This window comes from Rufibacter psychrotolerans (assembly GCF_016924645.1).
Classification (GTDB): Bacteria; Bacteroidota; Bacteroidia; order Cytophagales; family Hymenobacteraceae; genus Nibribacter; species Nibribacter psychrotolerans.
The window spans coordinates 138,675-161,678 of the sequence record NZ_JAFFJV010000002.1; the positions used below are offsets into that span (position 1 = coordinate 138,675).

At 55.7% G+C, this 23,004-nt stretch carries 8 protein-coding genes; 5 read left to right on the forward strand and 3 right to left on the reverse strand.

The annotated features are described in order from the left end of the window. Positions 1–152: 152 nt before the first annotated feature. The 3 genes from JT718_RS02690 to JT718_RS02700 all read left to right on the forward strand — a co-directional run bounded on the left by JT718_RS02690 (position 153) and on the right by JT718_RS02700 (position 3,299). A complete protein-coding gene (locus tag JT718_RS02690) occupies positions 153–1,136 on the forward strand; it encodes a hypothetical protein (RefSeq protein ID WP_205500142.1) in 984 nt (327 codons plus the stop codon). Positions 1,137–1,520: 384 nt separating this feature from the next. Continuing rightward, positions 1,521–2,099, forward strand: coding sequence for a uracil-DNA glycosylase family protein (locus tag JT718_RS02695; protein WP_205500143.1), 579 nt, complete (start codon positions 1,521–1,523; stop codon positions 2,097–2,099). A 51-nt stretch (positions 2,100–2,150) separates the two neighbouring features. Next, the gene (locus tag JT718_RS02700) at positions 2,151–3,299 is read left to right on the forward strand and encodes a pyridoxal phosphate-dependent aminotransferase (protein WP_205500144.1); all 1,149 of its coding nucleotides are present in this window, start codon (positions 2,151–2,153) and stop codon (positions 3,297–3,299) included. Positions 3,300–3,840: 541 nt separating this feature from the next. Here JT718_RS02700 and JT718_RS02705 read toward each other — a convergent pair. Beyond that, positions 3,841–4,380 carry a 5' nucleotidase, NT5C type gene (locus JT718_RS02705; RefSeq protein WP_205500145.1) on the reverse strand — a complete coding sequence of 180 codons (540 nt, stop codon included), beginning with the start codon at positions 4,378–4,380 and terminating at the stop codon, positions 3,841–3,843. 123 nt (positions 4,381–4,503) lie between these two features. On the opposite strand from JT718_RS02705, the gene JT718_RS02710 reads away from it, so the two are divergent. Beyond that, a complete protein-coding gene (locus JT718_RS02710; RefSeq protein WP_317195464.1) occupies positions 4,504–5,289 on the forward strand; it encodes an amidohydrolase in 786 nt (261 codons plus the stop codon). A 236-nt stretch (positions 5,290–5,525) separates the two neighbouring features. Here the strand turns inward: JT718_RS02710 and JT718_RS02715 are convergent, their stop codons facing one another. After that, positions 5,526–7,760 carry a T9SS type A sorting domain-containing protein gene (locus JT718_RS02715; protein WP_205500146.1) on the reverse strand — a complete coding sequence of 745 codons (2,235 nt, stop codon included), beginning with the start codon at positions 7,758–7,760 and terminating at the stop codon, positions 5,526–5,528. Between the two features lie 37 nt (positions 7,761–7,797). On the opposite strand from JT718_RS02715, the gene JT718_RS02720 reads away from it, so the two are divergent. Further along, a complete protein-coding gene (locus JT718_RS02720; protein ID WP_205500147.1) occupies positions 7,798–9,084 on the forward strand; it encodes a UDP-N-acetylmuramoyl-tripeptide--D-alanyl-D-alanine ligase in 1,287 nt (428 codons plus the stop codon). 560 nt (positions 9,085–9,644) lie between these two features. On the opposite strand, the gene JT718_RS02725 is transcribed toward JT718_RS02720, so the two are convergent. Continuing rightward, positions 9,645–22,331 carry a DUF7948 domain-containing protein gene (locus tag JT718_RS02725; protein ID WP_205500148.1) on the reverse strand — a complete coding sequence of 4,229 codons (12,687 nt, stop codon included), beginning with the start codon at positions 22,329–22,331 and terminating at the stop codon, positions 9,645–9,647. Positions 22,332–23,004 lie beyond the last annotated feature (673 nt).

Sequence of the window (23,004 nt, forward strand, 5' to 3'; positions counted from 1 at the left end):
GCCAAAATGCCGTTTTTGGCCTGTTTTTGCCCAAACGCCCCTAAAACGCCCCCGGGGCAAGGGCTGTGTTAACCCTCTGCCAAGGCACTCGTACATATACCTACTCGCCTCTGTGGCAGAGGCAAACATCTTAGAATCTTAAAATTACTACCATGCAGGATAATCAAAGAAATTGGAAATCACCAGACCAAAGCGGTGAGATTGAGAACCACCGGATTGGTCGGGAACTGCACCGCAGAGACCAGGAACATCGGCAGTCATCGCACCGGCCGGAAGGCAGTAACTGGGATGGTGTCAACAACTTCCACACGGGCTACAGCAACCAGAGCCGCAGCCACTTCCCCGAGGACACGCACCAGCGCACCTCCAACGCCGACCGTGGTGCCAGCCTGAGCAAGCATTACGGCGAGCGCGAGTACAGCGTGTACCGCAACCCCAACAGCCTCAACTACGGCGACGGCCGCGGCAACAGCACCCCGTCTTCCGGCCAGCAGGGCGGCCCGTCACACAGCCACAACAGCAACCAGCACTTTGCGCCCTACGGCGACGGACGCGGCAATTACTCTGCCCGCCAGGATTCTTACGGGCACGGCCATGACCACATCCACAGTGAAAACAGGATCTCTGAGCAGCGCCGCCGCGACGACTCCAACGAGAACTACTACCGGGGCGGCTACATGGACTCCAGAGGCGTGCGCGAAGAACTGCCCCGCCCAGACGCCAACCCCTACAATGAGTACCCCGGCTCCCGCAGCCGCTACAAAGACGATGACTACCGCTACGGCAGCGGCAACCATGACTGGTACCAGGAGCACCGCTACACCGCCAACGACGGCCGCCGCGTAGACCACGACAAAGGCGACGTGCTGGGCGACATGGGCGAAGGCTTGCGCGAAGCCTGGTACGACATCAAACACGGCGTGCAGAACATGTTTAACCGGTCAGGCAACCACGGCAACCAGTATGACAATGACCGCGACAACCGCCGGAATGACCAGGACCACCGCCGGAACAATCACGAATACCGCTCCCGCGATGACCGGGGCTACGAAAGAGGTCCGCGCTGGTCAGACGAGTCAGACACCGGGGATGACTCATTCTTTTACAACCGCGACAACACTCCCCGGTACTACTAAGCAGTAGCCTTTCATTCCCGCAAAGATGAAAGCCCTCATGATTACCATTGCCATCACCAGCGTAGCTATCTCTTACTTGCTCCTCCGGACTTTCCCCGAGGACGAGATAGCTGCCGATGGCCTACTGGAGACCTAAAGACAACATCATAACAGTGCAAAGAAGCCGGTGTCCTGAAGACGCCGGCTTCTTTTTTGGGGCCGGATTCTCCCCCTCGCTCCTCCCTCAAGTGCGTGGGCGTACTCATAGCTTAACCCCCACCCTGCCGGACACATTATACCTCTTCGGGCTGCTTACCACCGGAAAAGAAAGCGAAGGAATTATCCCAGGGCGTTTTGGCGTTCTCTTCCAGAAAACAGCCCTAAAACGCTGCTTTATCTTTTTCAATGTTAGAAGAACTTCTGCCCCAGATCAGAGCCTGCCAGCTATGCGCTGCCCACCTGCCGCACGGCCCAAGACCGGTGTTGCGCGCTGCTACCTCGGCCAAACTGATGATTGTAGGGCAGGCCCCGGGCACCAAAGTTCACGCCACCGGCATCCCCTGGAACGACCAAAGCGGCAAACGCCTGCGCCAGTGGCTGGGCCTCTCGCCCGAGGAATTTTACGATGAGCAGAACGTAGCCATTGTGCCCACCGCGTTCTGCTACCCGGGCACCGGCCGCTCCGGCGATTTGCCGCCTCGCCCTGAGTGTTTCCAGCACTGGCATCCGCAGTTGTTACCCTTGCTGCCCAACATCAAATTAACCCTGCTCATAGGTACCTACGCCCAAAAGGCTTTCCTGGGAAGCGCCGCCAAAGCCACCCTCACCGAAACCGTAGAAGCCTGGCGTGATTACTTGCCCAAGTACCTGCCTCTGCCCCATCCCTCGCCCCGGAACATTGCCTGGTTTAAGCGCCACCCGTGGTTTGAGATGGAAGTAGTGCCCACGCTACAAGACATTGTGCAGGCTACGCTGCATGGCTAGGTTGGCCTAATCTGTTTTTTGCCTATTTTCACAAAAACAGGCCAAAAGCGCATGAGCATTTCTTTGCAGAGCAAGCTACCCAACGTAGGTACCACCATCTTTACCACCATGAGCCAACTGGCCCAGCAGCACGGGGCCATTAACTTATCACAGGGTTTCCCAGATTTTGACTGTCCGCCGGAGTTGGTGGATTTGGTGACGGAGGCCATGCGGGCTGGTTTCAACCAATACGCGCCCAGCCCCGGGTTACCGTTGCTCCGCCAGAAAATTAGCCAGAAAACGCAACTGCTGTACGGCCACCTGCCCAACCCAGACACCGAGGTCACCGTCACTTCCGGTGCTACCGAGGCGCTGTTTGCCGCCATTGCCGCCGTAGTGCAGCCCGGCGATGAGGTGCTAGTGCTGGAGCCCTGCTACGACTCCTATGTGCCGGCCATTGAGCTAAGCGGTGGCGTACCGGTGTTTGTGCCCCTGCGCTTCCCCGATTTCAGCGTAGACTGGCAGCAGGTAGAAGAAAAGCTCACCCAGAAAACGCGCCTGCTCATCATCAACTCGCCGCACAACCCCAGCGGCGCCGTGTGGCAGAAAGAAGACCTGAAGGCGCTCACGCAACTCACGCAAAAGTACCCGTTCCTTATCCTCAGCGACGAGGTGTACGAGCACATGGTTTTCGACGGGCAGCCACACCACAGCGTACTTACGGTACCCGCTTTGGCAGAGCGGTCCTTCGTAGTTTCCTCCTTCGGGAAAACGTACCACACCACCGGCTGGAAAGTAGGCTACTGCATCGCCCCTGCCCTGCTCACCACCGAGTTCCGGAAAGTGCACCAGTACCTCACCTTCAGCACCGCCACGCCGCTCCAACACGCCATTGCTGCTTATTTAGATAACCAGGAGCACTACCTCACCCTGCCCCAGTTCTACCAACAGAAACGCGACCTGTTCTCTTCCCTGCTGCAGCCCTCCAAGTTTGAGCTGTTGCCTAGCGCCGGCACGTATTTCCAACTCGCCCGCTATAACCAGATCTCTGCTTTATCAGACGTAGAATTCTCGCAATGGCTCACCAAAGAAGCCGCTGTGGCCGTGATCCCCGTCTCGGTGTTCTACCACAACGGCCAGGACAATGGCGTCATCCGCTTCTGCTTCGCGAAGAAAGAAGATACGCTACGTACCGCTGCAGAAAGGCTGTGCCAACTGTAGTCCTGAGTTCTGAGTCTTGAGTTCTGAGTTGTTGGGACAATCATTGTGGTAAATCCGCGGCATAGAAACAAGGAGGATATGCAAGTGTAAACATCCCCCTACCCCCTTCAAAGGGGGACTTAGTGTTTGGGGAGCGTAGGTTGTTGGTGAGAATACCAACAACGGCAGAATTTAATTATGGCCGTCCGCAGGACGATGAAGGTATTGCAACAGCTCAAAGACCAATAAGCAAAATGCCCCAGAGCCCCTGTTGGGCGCATGCGTAACCCAACAGGGGCTCTGGGGCAAGTAGTGGCTTGAGGGGCAGATTGGGTTGTTGGTGAGAACACCAACAACGGCGAAGAAGGCGAATGGCTGGGGAAGCGGCAATAAAAAAGAAAGGCACGGAAGTAACTTCCGCGCCATAGCAGGAGGACTTCCTTGAGGCTAGCGCCTCACGGCAGTTTCAAACTGTCGGCCATAGTAGGTCCAAGTCGCAGACTTGAACCATGAATAAGTTTCAGGGCTGATTTCCCGAAACCAGCCCTGAAACGACAAATCATTACAATAACTTCTCCGCTACTTCCTTCCACGTACTCACCCGCTCAAACTCATGAATGTTCACGTTATGCGGCGAGGTGAACAGCAGCTTCCGTTCCCCGGTGAAAGTACGCAGGTTTCGCGGGCGGTCATCAATCATGATATCGGCACCGATGATGCTTTTGTCACCGCAGAGCACGTAGTTACGCCAGCTGATAAACGGGAAATGATCCTGCAGCCAGTCAAACTTGTCAATAAGCGAATTCCGGAACTCCATGCCAGCGCTTACAATAAAGACATCATATTTCTCGCACAGCGCTTGGATGACTTCTTGGGCGTCTGGTATTACATTAAGATCACGGAAGAAGCCCTCCGCGTTGATGTATTCCCAGGTTTTGCTGGCATGCTCGGGCGGCACTACCTCGTGAATGTCTTTTCCGTGCAAAGCTTCCAGGGTCAGTTCCAGGGCACAGTCGCGGTTGTATAGTCTGATGAATTTCTCAATGGGGTCGGCCATGACCTCGTCCATGTCAATGGCAATCTTTTTCTTTTGTATCTCCATGGGGGGATTGTTTGATGTAAACAGAAGTGAGTACTTTTATCGTGTTAGAACTTGAGAAGTTCTCCTGTCTCAGAAAAATCAAGGACAACCGCCTCAATTTCTACTTTCTAATCTTAATTTCTAATGAAACAGATGGTTGATCTGCGTGTTTCCCTTCTTCAGTTAGACCTGGTGTGGCACGATGCCACCGCCAACAGAGCCAGGTTCCAGGACAAAATTCAACAGCTCCCCGAGACCGATCTGATCATCCTGCCCGAGATGTTCACGACTGGTTTCAGCATGGATGCGCCCGCCTTGGCCGAGGAAATGACCGGCGAATCGGTGGCCTGGATGCGGCAGATGGCCCAGGAGAGGAACGCCGTGGTTATGGGCAGCTTGATCATCACCGAGAACGGAAACTACTACAACCGCGTGGTCTGGATGCGCCCCGATAGCACCTTCGCCCAGTATGACAAACGCCACCTCTTCCGGATGGCCGGTGAGTGCGAGGCCTATTCTCCCGGTACTGAGAAACTGATCGTAGACTTAAAAGGCTGGAAAATCTGTCCGCTGGTGTGCTATGACCTGCGGTTCCCGGTTTGGTCGCGCAACACGCCTATTGCGTATGACGTGCTCATCTATATTGCCAGCTGGCCAGACCGCCGTCGCCTGGCCTGGAGAACGCTGCTGCGAGCCCGCGCCATTGAGAACCTGGCGTACTGCATTGGCGTGAACCGCGTAGGCACCGATGCCAAAGGCCATGCCTACTCTGGCGACTCGGCTGCCTACAACCTGCTGGGCGAGGAACTGACCTACCATGAACACGAAGAAGCCGTTACCACCGTCACTTTATCGCGCCAGCACCTGGAGGAAACCCGCCAGAAACTTCCCTGGGACATTGACGCTGATGCGTTCACGATTCATGTTTGAATGAGTAAATGAGTGATTGAGTGAATGTGTGAATGAACGGCTGAATGGTTGCTAGAATAATGGGATTTTCTCCTTTTTTGTCATCCTGAAAGGATCTTGGTAGTGAACGGTAAAGACGCTTTCTAAACGCTATTACTGCTTGCCCACAAGATCCTTTCAGGATGACAAATGGGAAAGGTAACTTTCCTATTCTGAAGCTCTTTTCCTAAAATCAGGCTAAAAACAAGAAATACGCATTAGTGCTTCACCACCAACTTATGCGTCACGGCGCGGCCATCTGCCAAATGTACCCGCAGGAAGTAAAGACCTGCTGGTAAGACTGCGGTAGAGATGGAATAGGCTTGTGCAGCCAGTGTCTTTCCTTTGGAAACCAGAGCTCCGGCGGTGTTGTGCAGTTGGTAAGTGGCGTTTTTGGGCGTGAGGAGTTGCACCGTTCTATCAGCTGGGTTAGGAAAGAGTTTGATGGCGACTAGATCTTCCTGCGGGCCCTCCACGCTTAGCGGTTCAGAGATGGCTTTCAGGAAACGAAGGCCGCCGGCGTGGGTTCCCAGAATAAGCTCAGGCAACTGATTTTCCTCTTGGTCTAGATTCCCCGTTGCGATTACCAGCCCTGGCCCAAACCTGGCTTGCCCATATTGCTGCTTAAAGGGTATCCAGAGCACATTTTCCTCCGCGGGGAAGGAGCCGGTAAGGTGCGCCTGGAAAGCAGGGAACACCCGCAGTTGACCGGAGTTGTCGGTGGCAAGCAGATCGGGTTGGCCGTCACGGTTCAGATCTGTGACGGTAACCTGCAAGCGGTTACGCTCCGGATCGGCGGCAATTCCGCCCAGCGCTTCTGAGACCAAGGTCCAGGTGGGAGCGGCAAGGGTACCCGAATTTCGGTAGTAGGTTAATCCGCCGGAGGCGCGGCCAATGAGCACGTCCATCTTCCCGTCGCGGTCCACATCGTACCAGTAGGGCGTATCTCCCCTGAACAGCAGAATACCTGGCACAGTGACCGCATTTGCCATGGTGTACTGGGCGGGCTGACCCGCCGGGGCTTCGTTTAGAATGTACCTGAATTCCACGGTGTTGGTCGCCTGCCGGAAAGCACTCCAGGCCAAATCTGTTTTTCCATCGGCATTCAAATCTACCAACTGGGGCTTGAGGGAGGTGAGGTTCTGCGCTGAAAAGCCAAGGTAATCGGTGGCAACCGCTTCAAAAGCAGCCTGCCGCGCAGTGCCTTTGTTCTCGTACAACGTGAGCGAGGCAGTATAGCGGCCATTCTCCAGAACTGCCGTGTTCCCTACCAGCAGATCCAGAGTCCCGTTGCCGGTGAGGTCTGCCAGAGCGGGCGCGGCCCCTTCGCCTACATCTACCATCTGGTCTTGCAGGAACGGCTGTTTAGGACTGTTGAACCGGGGCTTGGCGGCAGTACCGCTATTGGCATATACCCACACCGAATTTTTCAGGTTCACATTCTGATGCGAATTAGAAGTCATGTTGGGGGCCACCACCAGATCAGGGATGCCGTCAAAAGTCACATCCAGGTAATAGGCGGCAGGAAAGACACTGAATTGTTGCCTGGTGATATCAGGCGGAAGGTTGTAAGCGGCGCTTGTAATCTTGGGCTGCAGGTTGGTACCGGTGTTGTAAAGGCTTACCAGATCGGGGCAGTCGTCATGGCCGGTTACCAGGTCCAGCACGCCATCGCCGTTTAAATCCAAGGGCAACACGCTGGAGCCGCCCACGTGCTCCGTTGACGGACACGTCTGCCCGAAGCTGTAGTTGTTGCAGGAGCCTACGCAGCGGGTCACCTGTCCCCACCAGTTAGAGGCACGGGTAAACGTAAGCGAATTGCAGCCCAGCCCCTGCTCTACCCGCTCGTTCCGGTAGTACTCCAGCACGGTGCCGTTCGTCCACTCCCAGGTAAGGATGTCCAAGTCGCCATCGCCGTCCATGTCCACAATAGCGGGCATGTCCTCGGAGCCCACCAGCAGGTTAGCCCCTGAATTGAAATACACCACCGGGTGCGTAAGGTCAAACTGGAGACCGGCACTGGCCGAAGACGTATTGGTGTACACCACCAGCCCTAGGTTAGAAGCTGTGAACAGGTCTGGCGCACCGTCGCAGTTGAAATCGCGCAAAACGGCAAAGAAACGCAGCCCCGCCGGAAAGCTGTTTTCGTACTGCGGCGCGTGTTGATAAGACCAGACACCGTTGGTTTGCACCGCCAGAAAAGTGGTTACCTGTTGCGAACTTCGGTCAAAAACGAATAGATCCTGCTGTCCGTCGCGGTTCAGGTCAATGGCCGAGAACTGCGGGCTGTTGAACCCGCCGGCCCACGGCAGGCGTAGCGCTTGACCGGCCTGGTTCCGGACCTCGGGTCCGGTCACCTCCTGCAGCCTGACAGGTGCCTGGCCCAGGGCGGTTTGCCCCAGCGCACCTATCCAACTTAAAAAAAACGCTAGTACCTTTAATGCTCGATTCATTTATTCGTATCCTTGACTTGACAAAGCAATCTATCCTATGGCGGAGCTAATAGAGCACCTGTATCAGAAATATCTGGAGTGCCGGAAAGTAAGCACTGATTCGCGGGCCGAACAAGACAACACCCTTTTTTTTGCCTTAGACGGGCCTAACTTTAAAGGCAGCCAGTTTGCCCAGATGGCCCTGGACAAAGGTGCCCGCTATGCCGTGGTGCAGGACCCAAGCATCACCGGCCCCAACATCATCCAGGTGGAAGACTCCCTCAAAGCCTTACAGGCTTTGGCGCTGCACCACCGGTTGCAATTGAGCATTCCAATTATTGGCATCACGGGCAGCAACGGCAAAACCACTACCAAAGAACTCATCAATGCGGTTCTGAGCCAGAAATACAACGTGCTCTGCACCAAAGGGAACCTCAACAACCACATCGGGGTGCCGCTCACCCTGCTCAGCATTCAGCCGGAGCACGAGCTGGCCATCATTGAGATGGGCGCTAACCACCCCGGCGACATCGCGGAGCTGTGCTCTTACGCGTTGCCCACCCATGGCATTATCACCAACATTGGCAAGGCGCACCTAGAAGGCTTCGGGAGCCTGGAGGGCGTGGCCCGCACCAAAAGCGAACTTTACCTGCACCTGGACAAAGCAGATGGTACTGTGTTTGTGAATACTTCTAACGAACACCTCATGCGCATGGTACGCAGAATAGCCAAGAAAGTCACCTATTACCAGCCCGAAGACGATTATACCGCCGAGCTGCTGCAAGCCGCCCCGCAGGTAATCTACCGCGCCGCCAACGGTGAGGAAGTGCACACCCATTTGATGGGCTCCTACAATTTTGAGAACATGGCCGCTGCTGCGTGCATCGGTCAGTTTTTTGGCGTGCCGCACGAGGCGATCAACGCCGCCATTGCCGGGTACGTGCCCACCAACAACCGCTCCCAGATTGTGCAGAAAGACACCAACACCGTGCTGCTGGATGCCTACAACGCCAACCCCAGTTCTATGGGCTTATCGGTTTCCAACTTCGCACAGATGGCCGGTGAATCAAAGGTGGTCATCTTGGGCGACATGCTGGAACTGGGTCAGGAAAGCGAAGCCGAGCACCGCGCGTTAGGCGAGCAACTGAACGGATTGAACTTCGCGCAGGTGTTTCTCTGCGGCAAGGAAATGCGCTACGCCGCCGAGGTGAATCCAGATTTCCGCTACTTCGCGGAGAAAAGCGCTCTGGAACAATGGCTCACCGATCATCCCGTGCGCAACAGCCACGTGCTGATCAAAGGCTCCCGTGGGATTGGCCTGGAGACGGTGGTGAATCTGTTGTAGTGGTTTTTGGGTTGTTTTTAGAAAAACAGGCTTGAAACGCTATTGGCGGAGACACTCGTAGGAGCTGCGCACACTACGAGGTCTTATTGAGTTCTGAATTCTGAGTCTTGAGTCTAAATGATAGAAAAGCTGGCGCGAGACTTCAGTCTCGTGACCTGGGATAAAGCGAGTCTCCAGACTCGCAATAAACCACCAGCCGGAACTCGGGAGTCTGGAGACTCCATTCATCCAGCGGCACGAGTCTGGAGACTCGCGCCAGCACATTGGCAGAATAAACCTCAGTTGCGGGAAACAGGTAGGCTCCAAAGACCTCGTAGTGTGCGCAGCTCCTATGAGTGTCTCCCGCAAATGTCGTTTCTCAAATCGCCCAGACAACAGGAACATAAAATCCTCACAGGTCTTGAAGACCTGTGAGGATTGAACTCGCCGCCACTGCAGGAGTTTCACAAACGATTTCAGCCTGTTTTTCTGAAAACACCCGCAAACGGCATCTACTTCTATCTGCCAACAAAAAGGGAGACCATACACATGGTCTCCCTTTTTGTTGATGGGCAAGCCTTTTATTGTCTCACCACTTTGTTGTAGAAAATCTGGTCTTTGTCAATCAGCCTCATGAAGTAAGCACCGCTGGCCAGGTCGCTCAGATCCAGTTCGGCTTTGAACGAGCCATTCTGCACCTTCACTTCTTTCTCCAGGATAGGCGTACCCACCGCATTGTAGAGAATGATGGTCACTTTCTGCGAGCCTTTGCTTGAGGTGTACTCTACCTGCGCCTTGTCGCGGGTTGGGTTAGGGTACAGTTTCACGAAGGCGTTGCCCAGACCGTACGGTGAGCCGGTGATGCTGTTCTTGGTAGTAGCGTTGGCCACGGCACTGTACTCAGACTGCGCGTTGGTGGCGTTGATGGCTTTCACGCGGTAGTAGTAGGTGGTTTTCGCTACCAGGCCATTGTCGGTGTAGGCGGTGGTGTTGGCTGGTAACGTAGCCACTACCGTAAATGGTCCGTTCTGTGCGTTGGCCCGCTCCACTACTACGCCTGTTTCAGAGGTGGTATTGTCTGCCCAGGTCAAAGCGATTTGGGTAGAAGTAATACCCTCTGCGGCAAGCGTGGTGGGTGCCTGAATCACTGGGTTCACCGCAATGGTTCTGGAGGCCGAGGCACCGCAGTCTCCGTTCACGGTGTAGGTGATGGTGAAGGTTCCGGTTCCTACCAGGGCAGGATGGAAGGTTCCGTTCACCACGCCCATCCCGGTGTAGGTACCTCCGGCCGGTGAGCCACCGGTTAAGGCAAACGGGGCCGCAGTTTCTGCAACCGGGGCAATGGCCGCTAGGGTCACCGGTGAGGCCGCTGTTACGGTCACTTTCTTCGTAGCAGTGGCAGTACAGCCGTTCACTTGCACCGTGTAGGTGAGCGTATGCGTTCCTACGCCTGCGGTGGCCGGGTCAAACGTTCCAGTGGCGCTTACGCCGTTTCCGGCCCATTTTCCGCCTTCGGGGCTAAAACCACCGAGGGCAAACGCCGCCTGGTTCTGGCAAACGGTTTGGTCTGCTCCGGCATTCACCGGTGTGGTGATGCCCACGGTAAAGGTTTTATCGCTCACGTCTTTCACATTGGTGTTAGCGGCATCTTCCACCTTGATCACCACGTTGTCAGAAGCGGTGAACGCGGCAGGAACCGTCCAGTTAATAGAACCCGTAGCCGCCTGATTTGTGGCAATGCTCTGGAACGATTGTCCGCCGTTGGTGGAGTAGAACACATTTACGTTCTGCACGCCCTGACTTCCCCACGTTACCTTGATGGGGGAACCTGGACAGTACTGCTCACCGCCGTTTGGTTGCAGCACGGCCACTTTGCGGGTATTGTCATTGCCTTTCACCAACAGACAAGCCTCGCCGGTAAACTTCATGGCTTCCTGGTTGCCCACGTTGTCTCTCCCGATGGAGAAGAAACAGTAGGTTCTGCCCGGCTGACCGGTGAACGCGTATGCCTCAGACGGCGTCAGTTTTGCTTTCAGCAAAGTAAAGGCTCCCCCGTTTTCAGACACGTACAGATCATAAGACTGCACCCCGCTGCCTTTGGCCTCGTCCTGAATGGTAACCGCAACGGCCGTAGAGGCTTCTACAATGGCGGGCAGGTTGGCAACTTTAGACGCAGGGGCCATCGCATCCAGGATGTTTTGGGCCCGGTTGGTGATAATCGGGTCATTTGTATCGAAGACAATGGAGCCTCTGGCGTGGATGGTGTCACCGGTGGCGGCGGCGCTCTTCGGCAGCACAGTGTAGGTCACAAAGCCTTCTCCGGCACCGCTGGCGTTGTTCTTCGGCAGGAAGCCTTTCAACGGATCAGCAGGTGGTAAACCGGTAGCTGGGTCAATGGTTTGCAACACCCAGAAGGCTTCGTTCTCCAGTACGTCTACCCCGGCGGTTACTTCCACGTTGTAGCCTACAGAATCAGCCAAGGCCAAAGTAGTCTGGTAACTGGCGACATCTGCCGGCACGTTGAAAGTGAACGGCCCGAACCCGAAGGAACCTAACCGGAAGCTCAACGGATTCAACTCCTCATCCAGCGGCACGGTTACCCGTACGCGTTGAGCCGGCGCCGAGGCCAGCGTAGAATCGTTTTCGTAGCTCACCTTGTAGCCCATGGGCACGGTAGTACCCACCATTCGGTTAGGTCCGTAGCCCACTGGCCCCACAATCTCATTCGGGTCACAGGAGGCTACAATATCGGTACAGAAGAACAACTTCCCGAAACAGGCCGCCGCATTGATGCCTAGCTCCAGCGCACTGGAAGAGTTGAAGCAGCCAATCAGGTCAATCACAAATTGTACATCGCGCTTCCGGTCTCCATCGGGCAGAGAACAGCTGTATAAGGACAACCCGAACTTACCCGCATTCAGGAGTCCGCTGGTAACCACCAACGGGGTGGGTCCTCCTTTCACAATGCCAAGCGTGGTGTTCACGGCGTCGCCAATTCCGCCAATCACGGCGCTGGTGTAACAGTCTGAGGTGGCCGTGGAAACCGATCCAATCACGCCTGAATACGGATCACTGGCTCCGGTACGCACTTTGGCCATCTGGCTCAGGAAGTCCAATCCTTTCTTGCAGTCATCTTCTGAGAAGAGGGTCTCGTTGCACTGCTTAGGAGTGGTGGGCGGCTCTGTCTCCTCCGGGTTCTGCGGCTGCTGTTGCGGCCAATCTGGAATGTAGGACTTGCTGTACCGGTAAGAACCCGGCCCTTTAGGTCTGGACGTTGGCCTTCTGTGCGGAGGCGTACCCGGAGGGGTTCCCGGCGGAGAACTTGGCTGTTCAGGACCCACCGGTCCAGTGGGCCCCGTTGGACCTTCCGGCCCTGGCCCTTGCGGACCTTCTCCGCCCTCGCCGCCGCCGCCACCTTGGCCGCCCCCCGGACCCCCCGGACCTCCTGGGCCACCGGGACCACCCGGCCCGGTGGTACCTGCCGGTCCGCCCTTACCGCCTGGTCCGCCCGCGCCGCCGTTTGGCCCACCGGCTCCACCGGGCCCACCCGCACCCGGGCTAACGGTTCCAGTACCTGGACCGCCTTGCCCGCCGGGGCTTCCGGCTTCGCCCCATCCACCCGGCGCGCCCGGCACGCCTTGCTCGCCTGGTTTTGGCACGTAAGCGGTAAAACACAGGTATAACGTGTTGCCGGTTACCCGCAGCGAGAACTTGCCTTTGTAGGTATAGTTGTGGGCCACAAAGCGCGACGTATCAATTGCGAATTTGTTTTCGGCAAAGCCGGTGATTCCGCCTTCGGCTACGGCTATGGGCCAGCACTTATCCACGGCTGGGTACCAACCCGCCAGGTAGCTTGGGTAATTGTCGTAATCCAGAGAGGAAACCCTGATTACAAAGGGATTCTGAGCCGTCGCCGTGATGTTGAGACGACCGTTGATCTTGATCAAGTCCCACCCCGGATCTGCCCCGGCCGAACCGTTGTATTTGTTGATTTCCCACAGGTAATCCTGCCCCGGCGCAAAGGTGGCCGTGGGCATGATAATGGACCCTGGGCTGGCCCCTGGGTCATAGTTAAAGGCGACTACCTCTGATTCCTGAGCCTCGGGCTGCGGGCTTGGGCCGTTCAGCGGGCCGCAGGTGGGGCAGGTATAATCAAAACCAGTCGTGTCGGCGGAGGTTAAAAGCCCGTTGGCAATCAGGGTAGCCATGACGGCTTCGCCATACTTCCGCTGATTACCCGCCAGGGATAATAACCCATCTACCTGATCTGCTTTGAGCAACTGTGGTTCTGCCAGGATAGCCCTTCTGGTGACCTCAATCTGCTCACTCAAATTGAGCATAAGTGTGCTTTGGGAGTAGGCAAATAATTTTACCGTAAGCGGGAATCGGTTTAACCGGAAGTCTTGCAGGCCCACGTTGATGGCAATGGTGAGCTTCTCACCCGGAGCCACGTTGCGGGTAATAAACGGAATCTCCTTTGTGCCCCCTACCACGGTGTAGTCTGTGTTAGGTATGCCGGGCGCAATGGGCCAGTCAGAGCCGGTCAGGAATCTGCCCTCTACTTTCTCCACGGTTACGTCGGCCTCATCCAGCAGGGTGAAATTGCCGTGCAGCACCGGAATGTCTACGTTAGACGTATTGCGGAACGAGAAGGTGTACAAGCCGCCTTTGCCCCTGCGCAGCACATTAGGCGCCTGCGGAACGTAGTCTACCGTGTAGGGTTTGATTTCTTCCACCGTCACTCCTTTGGCCAGCACCTGCTGCTGGTTGTTAGGATTGGTGGCCACCACATCATAAATGCCTTTGGGCGTGTTGGTCAGGTTCCAGCGCAGTTGCAGTTCCATGCTGTTCACCATTTTTACTACCTGGGCGGTTGCCGCTGTGGTACCGTTGCCTGCCTTCAAGGTAACCTGGATGCCCGGACGGAACCCGGCTCCTTGCAGCGTGCCGGTCACCCTGCCCTGCCCCATGCGGTTAGGCGTGATGCCCATAATGGAGAAAGGCAGTGACTTGGCCAGCAAGGTAACGTTCTGGCTTCCGCTGAATCCTGAGGATGCCCTTACCAGCACATAGTAGTTGCCGGCTTTGGTCTGCGGGATGAGTACCTTCTGGTTAGGTCGGTTGAGGTCTGAATACTTGAAGTCAAAGTTGGCGGCCGTTGGAATACGGTTGTAGGCGACGTACACCTCGTTCAGGCCATACTCCTGGTCGCTGTTCAGGGTCAATAACAGATCCTGGTCAGCGGTAACGGCCACCTGGTAGAACAACTGGTCATTCAGTTTCAGCGGCGCGATTTCCGGCACATTCAGGAAAAGAGTCTTGATTTTCACATTGACCGGCGCGTCTCCTGTTTTCTGGTTGTTGTTCAGGTTATTCTCGGCAACAGCGTTGCTGGAGTTGGTGAGCAGAATTCCCTGGTAGTTGGCAGGCAGCAAACCGGGTACCGGCGCCATCAACGTTCCGGAGAACGACTTGCCTGGCTCCAGGTTGATGCGGGTTTCACCGTAGTTGAGCAGCACATCGGAGGCCGGGTTCAAGTTACCATCAGCGGAGAGGAAGGCGCTGTTCCGCAGATTACCCACGGCCGGCACGGTGCCCACGTTTTTCACGGTATAGGCCGCCTGCAGATTTTCTCCCAGGTAAACGCTTGGCGTGAGGTTCACTTTCTCCACGATCAAATCAGCCGGAGGCGCGGTGGTGATCTTCACCGGAATGGCTACTGAGAGGTTATTCTCTTCTTTGTCATGCTCAAACACCATGTCCTGGTTATCGGCGCGCACAAAGAGGTAATACTCGCCGTTGAGGTACGTTGGAATCTGCACCTCAATGCTGTCTGTATAAGAATCGCCTTTCGCTAACGGGCCTGTTTTCTGGCTGCTGCCCAAGGTCTGGCTCGTAGCCTTGGAAGCCAAAGCCGGATCTAATCCCAACCACACGGCATCGCGCCAATAGGCCAGATCTGGGTACTTGCTGGAAGCTACTCCCTGGCCCTGGTTCTTGACGGTGAACTTCACCTTCAGGTACTGGCCCGCGTAGGCTTCGGCCGGAGCCTCGATCTTGGTCACTACCAGATCTGCCGGCGGAGCTGTTGATAAGGTGATTTCTTTGATTTCCAGATTGTTCTTGCGGTCTGGATCATTGGTCACCAGTTTGTCAGGGTCCGTGAGTACAATCAGGTAGTAGGTTCCGGACAGGCCTTTCGGCACTTCAGTGGAATACGTGGCGTCGTAAGAAAGGCGCGGGTTCAGGCCACCGCTGCGGAAGTATTTAGAGAAGAGAACCTTATCTCCCGCATCCAGAGTCCGGTCTTTGGACAGGTACACGGCGTCTGACCAGGTAGAAACCTCGGGGCTACCGCTTCCTATGTTAGACACTTTCCAATCCAGCTTGATGGTGGTTCCGGCCTGGGCCACCGGCGGCGCGGTAAAGTCTGTTACCTTCAGGTCTGGTTCCAGAGGCGCATATTTCACCGTCACTTTCTTACCGTACGTTTTCAGGTTGTTTTCCTCATTATTCTCGTAAACCTTGCCCGAGAAATCTGTCTGCACAAAGAAGTAGGCATCGCCTATGGCGTAAGGGGCTCTTACGATCATTTCTCTGTTCTGCGTCTGTTTTGGCTCTGGCTGCCCGTCATAGTTCTGGGTCTTCAGGCTTTTGGTAGGATCCCAGGTGGTGGTGCTGGAATAAGAGGTCTGGTCCTGGTACACCCCGGTTGGTTTACCGGTACCGCTGTTCTTCACCTGGTACTTGATTTTGAACTCACGCCCGGCGGTTACCTCATCTGGCATATCAATGTTGAGCACTTCCAGATCGGCGTAACTTCCCACGGAGATGTTAATCTGTTTATCGCTTCTTTTTTGGTTATCTGAGGTAAAAGTGTGCTCAAACACCTTGTTGTCCTCGTCGGTGATCAGGTAGGCATAATACGTACCGGAGATTCCGTCTGGCAAGCGGATGCTCTTGGTCTGGGTGTAGGAACCCTTGTTGCCCACAAAATCAGGACCGGCGGTATGGTAGAATTTGCCCAGGCTGATGCTGGTGGCCTTGTCAAAGGTGCTTTCCTTGGAAATGTACAGGTGATCATGCCACACATTTTCTGTAGCCCTTGGCGCGGAGGCTCCGCTGTTTTTCACTGTCCAGGAGAAAGTAGCCTCTTTTCCGGCAACCCCGGTGTTCTGAACGGTGAGCGCACTTACCTCCAGGTTGGGTGGTGGCGTCAGTTTGATGTTAATTTCTCCGCTGGCCATCACGTTGTTGCTCAGGCGCGAGCCTTCATCCACTCCGTCCTTATCGGCGGCTACCACAAACACGTAGTATTTCCCTAACTTATCCACCGGCAAGGTGACCGGGGTAACCAGGGCATAGTCCTTTTTAGTGGGCAGCGGAATGCCGGCAAAATCACCGCAGGCGTTTTTCTGGGTGGTGCTTTTCAGGCTCACAAAAGAAGCACCCAGGTAGATGTCTGTCTCAGGGGAGAAATTCTTGTCTGCCGACAGGTAGATGCCGTCTTGCCAGTAATGATCATAGCAATGGGCGGTGGCTCCCAAACGGGCGCCTCTGCCCCCTAGCACCTGCGTCTGAGGGATTACCCCGCTGGCATAGGTTTTCTTACCCAAGGCACTGGCTTCCCCTTTGTTGAACACTTTGTAAGACACGTTGATAGTGCTTCCGTTGAACACCTCAGACGGTACCCCCACCGATACCATTTCCAGATCAGCGGTTGGTCCGGTTTGGATGTTGATGAGCTGGTAAGCGTAGTTGTTCTGTTCATTGGCCTCGTGGAGGTTGTGTGCCCCAATCTGCCGGTCCAGAGAGCATTTATCGCCGGTGAGGTCTCCTCTACAGTTGGCATGCTGGTTATCGGTGATGATAAAGAGGTAATAGGTGCCCGGTGTGGAAGGCAGTTTCACTTCCTGCACCTGCCGGTACGATTGGCCAGGCTGCAGATACGTTACCTGCGGGAAGGTGCCCAGCAACTCGTCCTCATCGGCGCGCAGATCCAGGTCGTTGGACAGGTACACTCTGTCTACCCATTGGGCACTGCTCGTACCGGCTTTTCCGGTGTTTTTCACATCCCAACTTACCGGAATGGTGCCACCGCTGGTAGCTGTTGCCTGTACAGACTTGTTCAATACCTCCAGATCTGGCAGAGGCCTGGTATGGAACGTCTGTACCGGTCCTTCTGTCTGTTTACAGTTGTTGCGAGACACTACCTGCCATTTGTACGCCACGTCTGAGGCCAGAGTACGCGCTGGAGGGATGGTATAGCCAGGTTCCTCTACATTGGCTGCAAACGGCTGACTTGGACGGGTAGCTTCTGATGCTGGCCATATATAAACATCATAGAAAGTGGCATTGGCTGCCGCCGCCCAGGAGAGACTTACCGAGGGAAGCACATTCTTCATGTCATTCGCCGGCTTCATGCTGGTGACTGCCGCCGGAGTAACCGGGTTGCCCACCACCACGGTAAGAGTTTGCGACTCTCCTGCGGCCCCGCAGGCCGAAACTGGTGTAACGGTAACGGTATAGGTACCCAAAGCAGTCCAGTTGATGGTCACCTCTTCGTTGTCTTCGGTCTTGGTTCCGCCTCCTGAGATCTGCCACCTGTGCGTGGCGCCGTTGCTGTTTTTCACCTGGTATTTCCAAATACCCGGGCAAACGTTCACTACCCCGGTAATGGCTTCTGGCTTATGCGGCGGGAGGCAGGACGGTTTCAAAGTTTGCACCGGTCCTTCTTTCTCCTTGCAGGCGTTCCTGGCCACCACCTGCCACTTGTACTGCACCCCGTACTGAATGCTACCGGTTACCCGTACCGTAGTAGCGGTTACATGATCATAGGATGGGAAGGCTGGCCGGGGCTTACCATCATCGGGCCACAGGTATACGTCATAGGAAGTGGCATTCTGAGCAGCGGTCCAGGAAAGATCAAAAGGCACCAGCAAATTGGTAGTTCCGTTGGCCGGCTTCATGTTGGAAACCACTCCCGGAACAGGCGGATCTTGCACCGTTACCTGGAGGGTACGCGCCGGCCCTGCTTGTCCACAACCCGCAGATGGCGTGACGGTCAACGTATGGGTTCCTGCTTTGGTCCAGGTAACCTGCACCATGTCTCCGGTTCCGGACACGGTACCGGCCCCACCGGTAGACCAGGTATAGCTGATGCCGCTTACCTGAATCACACTATAAGTTTGCTGAACGCCCAAGCACACACTGCTCACGCCTGTTATCACCGAGGGCTGACTTGGAGTAACGCACTTGAGGGTGAAGGTCTGGGCTACGCTTTCCACCTGGAAGCAGCTGTTTTTGGCTACTACCTGCCATTTATAAACTTCACCGTAGTTCAGCCCGGTGGTGAGGGAATAGGAAGGTGTGGTGAGGTTACTTGCCTGCGGAGAACTTGGCCGTGTGGTGCCGTCTTTCCAGACGTAGACATCATATTGCGTGGCATGGGTTGAGGCTGCCCAGGAGAGATTCAGCGGTAAAGAAAGATTGGTACTTCCGGAGGCCGGCTGCAGGTTGGTAATGGCAGTAGGTAGCTGTACGTTCTGCACTGTTACCTGCAACGTACGGGCAGGCCCGCTCTGGCCGCAGCCCACCGATGGCGTTACGGTCAAAGTATGCGTTCCGGCCTTGGTCCAGGTCACCTGAACGGCATTGCCGCTGCCCGAAATAATACCGGCATCTGACGCAGACCAGGTATAGGTTACCCCTTCTACCCGTTCCACCCGGTATTCCTGCTGCTCCAGGCAGACAGTGGTCTTGCCGGAAATGACGCTTGGCTGCAGAGGTGCAACGCAGTTGATGATGAACGTCTGGATGGGCCCATCGGTCTGGTGGCACGTGTTTTTAGCCACTACCTGCCAGTTATAGGTCACCCCATTGATGATGTTTACCTCCCCGTCTTTGATGGAGGTAGTGAGCGTCTGCAAGTCTCCTTTCACGGGCAAAAACGGACGGGTAGCTCCTTCGCGCCACACATACACGTCATACAGCGTAGCGTTGGCGGCGGCAGACCAGGAAAGGTTCAGGGGAAGCGAAAGATTACCGGAGCCCGTGGCGGGTTTCATGTTGCTGACCTGGCCGGGTGCCGCCATTTGTGTGACGGTAATCTGGATAGAGCGCGGGGTCCCGTTTGTCCCGCAGCTTACCGGAGTTACCGTCAAAGTATAAGTACCCGGCGTTTTCCAGGTGATCATTGCCAGGTTTCCTATAGCCAGCAGTTCCCCGCCGCCTGACAGTGTCCAGTTATAAGTGACTCCGTTCACCGAGGCAACGGAGTAAACTTCCATTCCGGCGCAGGCCTCGGTCTTACCGGAAATAACAGAGGGTTGGGCCGGTGGGGTACAGCCCAAGGTAAACGTCTGTACCGCGCTTTCCGTGGTCTGGCACTCCGACTTGGCGACTACTTTCCATTTGTAGGAAACACCAACGGTCAAGCCAGAGGTGACCGAAACCGAAGTTCCCTCTATATCATACTTAAAAGGACTGGAAGGCGCATTGGTCTGGCTGGCGGGCCAAACGTACAGGTCATAGCTGGTGGCGTTGGTAGATGCGCCCCAGGAGAAAGTGAGCGGCAAGGACAGATTCGCGGCATTCTGGGCGGGCACCAGGTTGGCAATGGCTCCGGGTTTAGGACTGGTGACCACGTCTACCTCGTACGCTTTGGTTTTTCCCGTAGGCTCGCAGTCACTGGAGATGGTAAGGGTAAGGGTATGTTTGCCGGTTCTGGCCCACTGCACGGTCACCTCATCCTTGGTAGCGCTCACGATGGTTCCGCCGGAGGAAACTGTCCACTTGTAGATGGCTCCCTGCACCTCACCGGCCGAGTACGTTTGGGTTCCCACGCAGTTGTTCCCCTCCACATTGAGGTCCTGGGGCAGGACCACTTTCACGCAGAAGCTTCGCTCTACCGCCGGGGCCGGGGCATACACGCTGTTCCCGCTTTGGTTAGCCGTAACGGTTACTTTTCCAAAACCAGTCAGCAAGACAAAATTGCCATCGTACAGTTCGGCGGGGCCCGAAACGGTGTAGGATACCGGCAACCCTGAGCTGGCGCTGGCGTTCAGGGTAACCGATTCATAGTTTTCCCGGTCCTGGATCTGCTCAAAGGAGATGGTCTGGGCCGTTTGCCCGGTAGACAACCGGCCGGCCCCGGTTAACTGCAGGATGATAACTTTCTGGGTAAAGACCCTGCCACCCTGGCCATAGCCTCCCGGGTTGGTGACTACCGGCAAGTCTCCGCTGTAAGAAGACCCTACGGCAATCACGTTCCCGTCGGCGTCAGTGGCTACGCCCCTTAGTTCGTCCTCCTGGGGAGCGCCGTAATACGTAGCCCATTGCCGCGCCCCCGAAGCATTGAATTTCAAAAGGTAGCCATCCTGGTCGCCATCGGCGGAGCCTTGCAACTGGTTCAGCCCACCCGCGATGGATTGGGTGGGGAACCCTGTCCCGGTGGCCGAACCAACCACAAAGATGTTATTGCCTTTATCAGTGGCGATGCTCTTGCCCTGGTCTTCGTCGGGACCGCCGTAGTACGTGGCCCAGGTACTGGCTCCGCTGTTGGTGAATTTGAGGATGAAGGCATCGCTCTCGCCCCCGAAGGTGCTTTGGTTGTACGCGCCGGTTAAACTCTGCAGCGGGAAAGCCATGCCGTAGGTGGTACCGGTCACCAGCACATTGTTGGCTGCGTCAACGGCAATGCGCTCGCCCAGATCATCGGCCCGGCCGCCGTAATAGGTGGCCCACTGCCGAACGCCGCCGGCGGAGAATTTCAGGAGAAAGGCATCGGTGCCGTTGGTAGAACCGGGGGCGAAGGTCTGGTTATAGGCGCCGCTTAAGGTCTGCAGGGGCATGCCGCTTTCGGCGGTGCCCGTTACCCAGATGTTGCCGTTCTGGTCGGTGGCCACTCCCCTGGCTACCTCTTCGTTGGCCCCGCCGTAATACGTGGCCCACTGCCGAACGCCACTGGCGTTGAACTTCAGGAGGAACGCATCGTCGTTCCATCGGTTGGAGCCGCCGCCGCGGGTGGCCTGGTTGTATCCGCCGGCAGCGGCCTGCACCGGAAAATTGGTGCTGTACGTACGCCCCACCACAATGATGTCCCCAGAACCATCAATGGCCACATCGGTTCCTTCTTCCTCCTCATCGCCGCCATAATAGGTACTCCACAGCCGGACTCCGTTGGCGTTCATTTTCAGGATGAAGGCATCCTGGCTTCCGTTGAGCGCGGTTTGCTCGTAGCCGCCGCCCGCTAACCGGGGCAGGTTGGTGCTGGAGGTATAACCGGTGACCACCACGTTGCCGCTGGCATCAACGGCCAGTCCGTTGGCTTCCTCATTGCTGCCTCCGCCAAAATAGGTGGCCCATTTCAGCGCCCCGTTTTTATCGAATTTTACCAAAAACGCGTCAAAATCGCCGCCGTGCTGGGTTTGGTTGTACCCGCCCCCGATGCTTTTGGTAGGGAAATCCTCGCTGTATGTTTTTCCGGTGAAGTAGATGTTGCCCGCGGCATCGGTGGCCACATCAGAGGCTTCCTCAAACATGGAGCCCCCGTAATACGTGGCAAAAGGGTCTATGACCAGGTCTTTGCCCGCGTCATAGGCCCCCACCTGGAAACCAATGCTGTTCTTTCCTTTGAGCGCGAACGCAGAAGTAATGGCCTGTACCGCTGTCTTATCCGTGCCCTTCGCTGGCTGGTAGGTATAAGGCGCCTCCTCCTGAATGCTGCCCAGCGGGTGCTTGATTTGCAGGTGTCCTTTGGCATCAAGGCTGATGTCGGTGGCTCCTTCGTACTGCATCTGAATGTCTGAGGGCTTTCCGCCCGGGCGCACCACAAATTCGTATTTTACGCCTTCGGGCTTGGCGTGGAAGACTAAGTCGATGTTAGGGTACACCTCCTGGTACACCAGCTGCTGGTAAGCGGGCACTCCGGTAATGCCCTGCGGACAGTGCGGCAGGTAGTAATTGTAGAACTCCCCGGCTTTCTGCTCGCTCAGGATCTTAGTCTGCGCATTGGCATTCACCAAGCGCATCACCACTTGTTGGGTCTTGCCTGTACCGGTACTTTCTTTTTGCTGAAAGTGGTACACCACCCGGTCTGGGGTAAAGTACAGCGTAGCCCCGGGCACCGTGGCCGAGTATTCCACCTGTTGCCCCGGACTCCCCTTCTGGGTCTGAATTTGCCCCCGGTTCTGGATGAAATGAACGGGTTTGGCGGGAGTAGCGGGTTTGTTGGGGGCCGCTTGCAGGCGCAGCACACTTGCTAGCAAAACGAATAACGCAAGGAAAAATCTGGTAGTAAAGCACTTCATGGGCAGGTAGAGCTGAAGGTAGGTTACAGGAAGTAGTTGCATTGGGAGAGGCAGGAATGATGCGGAGCTAAGCAGGTGAGGCAACGGGGTACTCGCAGGGACGGCTTACCGCTCACCAGAGTCGCCGTAGATTGGCTTGTCTGAAAAAACAACCCTGCGTTGCCCCCATTTTGGCCAGCTTCTTAGAGGAAACATCATACTTGTCTAGAGATGATAGACAAGGCGAAAGCTAAAATCCCCCATAAGTTTTATAAAAAATTAAAATAATTTTAAAAGCATGAAAGAGGGGTGGCGCTTCAGTAAGGGAGAAATGGGCTACTTACTGGACTTGATGAGAAGTCTGTGGTATGGTCTGCAGTTTCGGGGCTGTTTTCCAGAAACGGCTCCAAAACCGCCTCACGGATGAAATTTCTTCAAGCTTGAGAAAGGAAGATGGGTAAAGGCAGGAGGTGGTGTTGCAATCCCTAAAGGTTTTTCAGGAGCTTGTGTTTGCTAACTTTCTCTGAGCAGTGCAGAGAACGACGAAGCTGTTTTTAGCCAATTTTCCACAAACCAGGCTTAAAATGGATGGAAAATAAAAAAAGCCTCTGCAGCTGGGCAGAGGCTTCCGGTTTATAGGCCGAATTCTCAA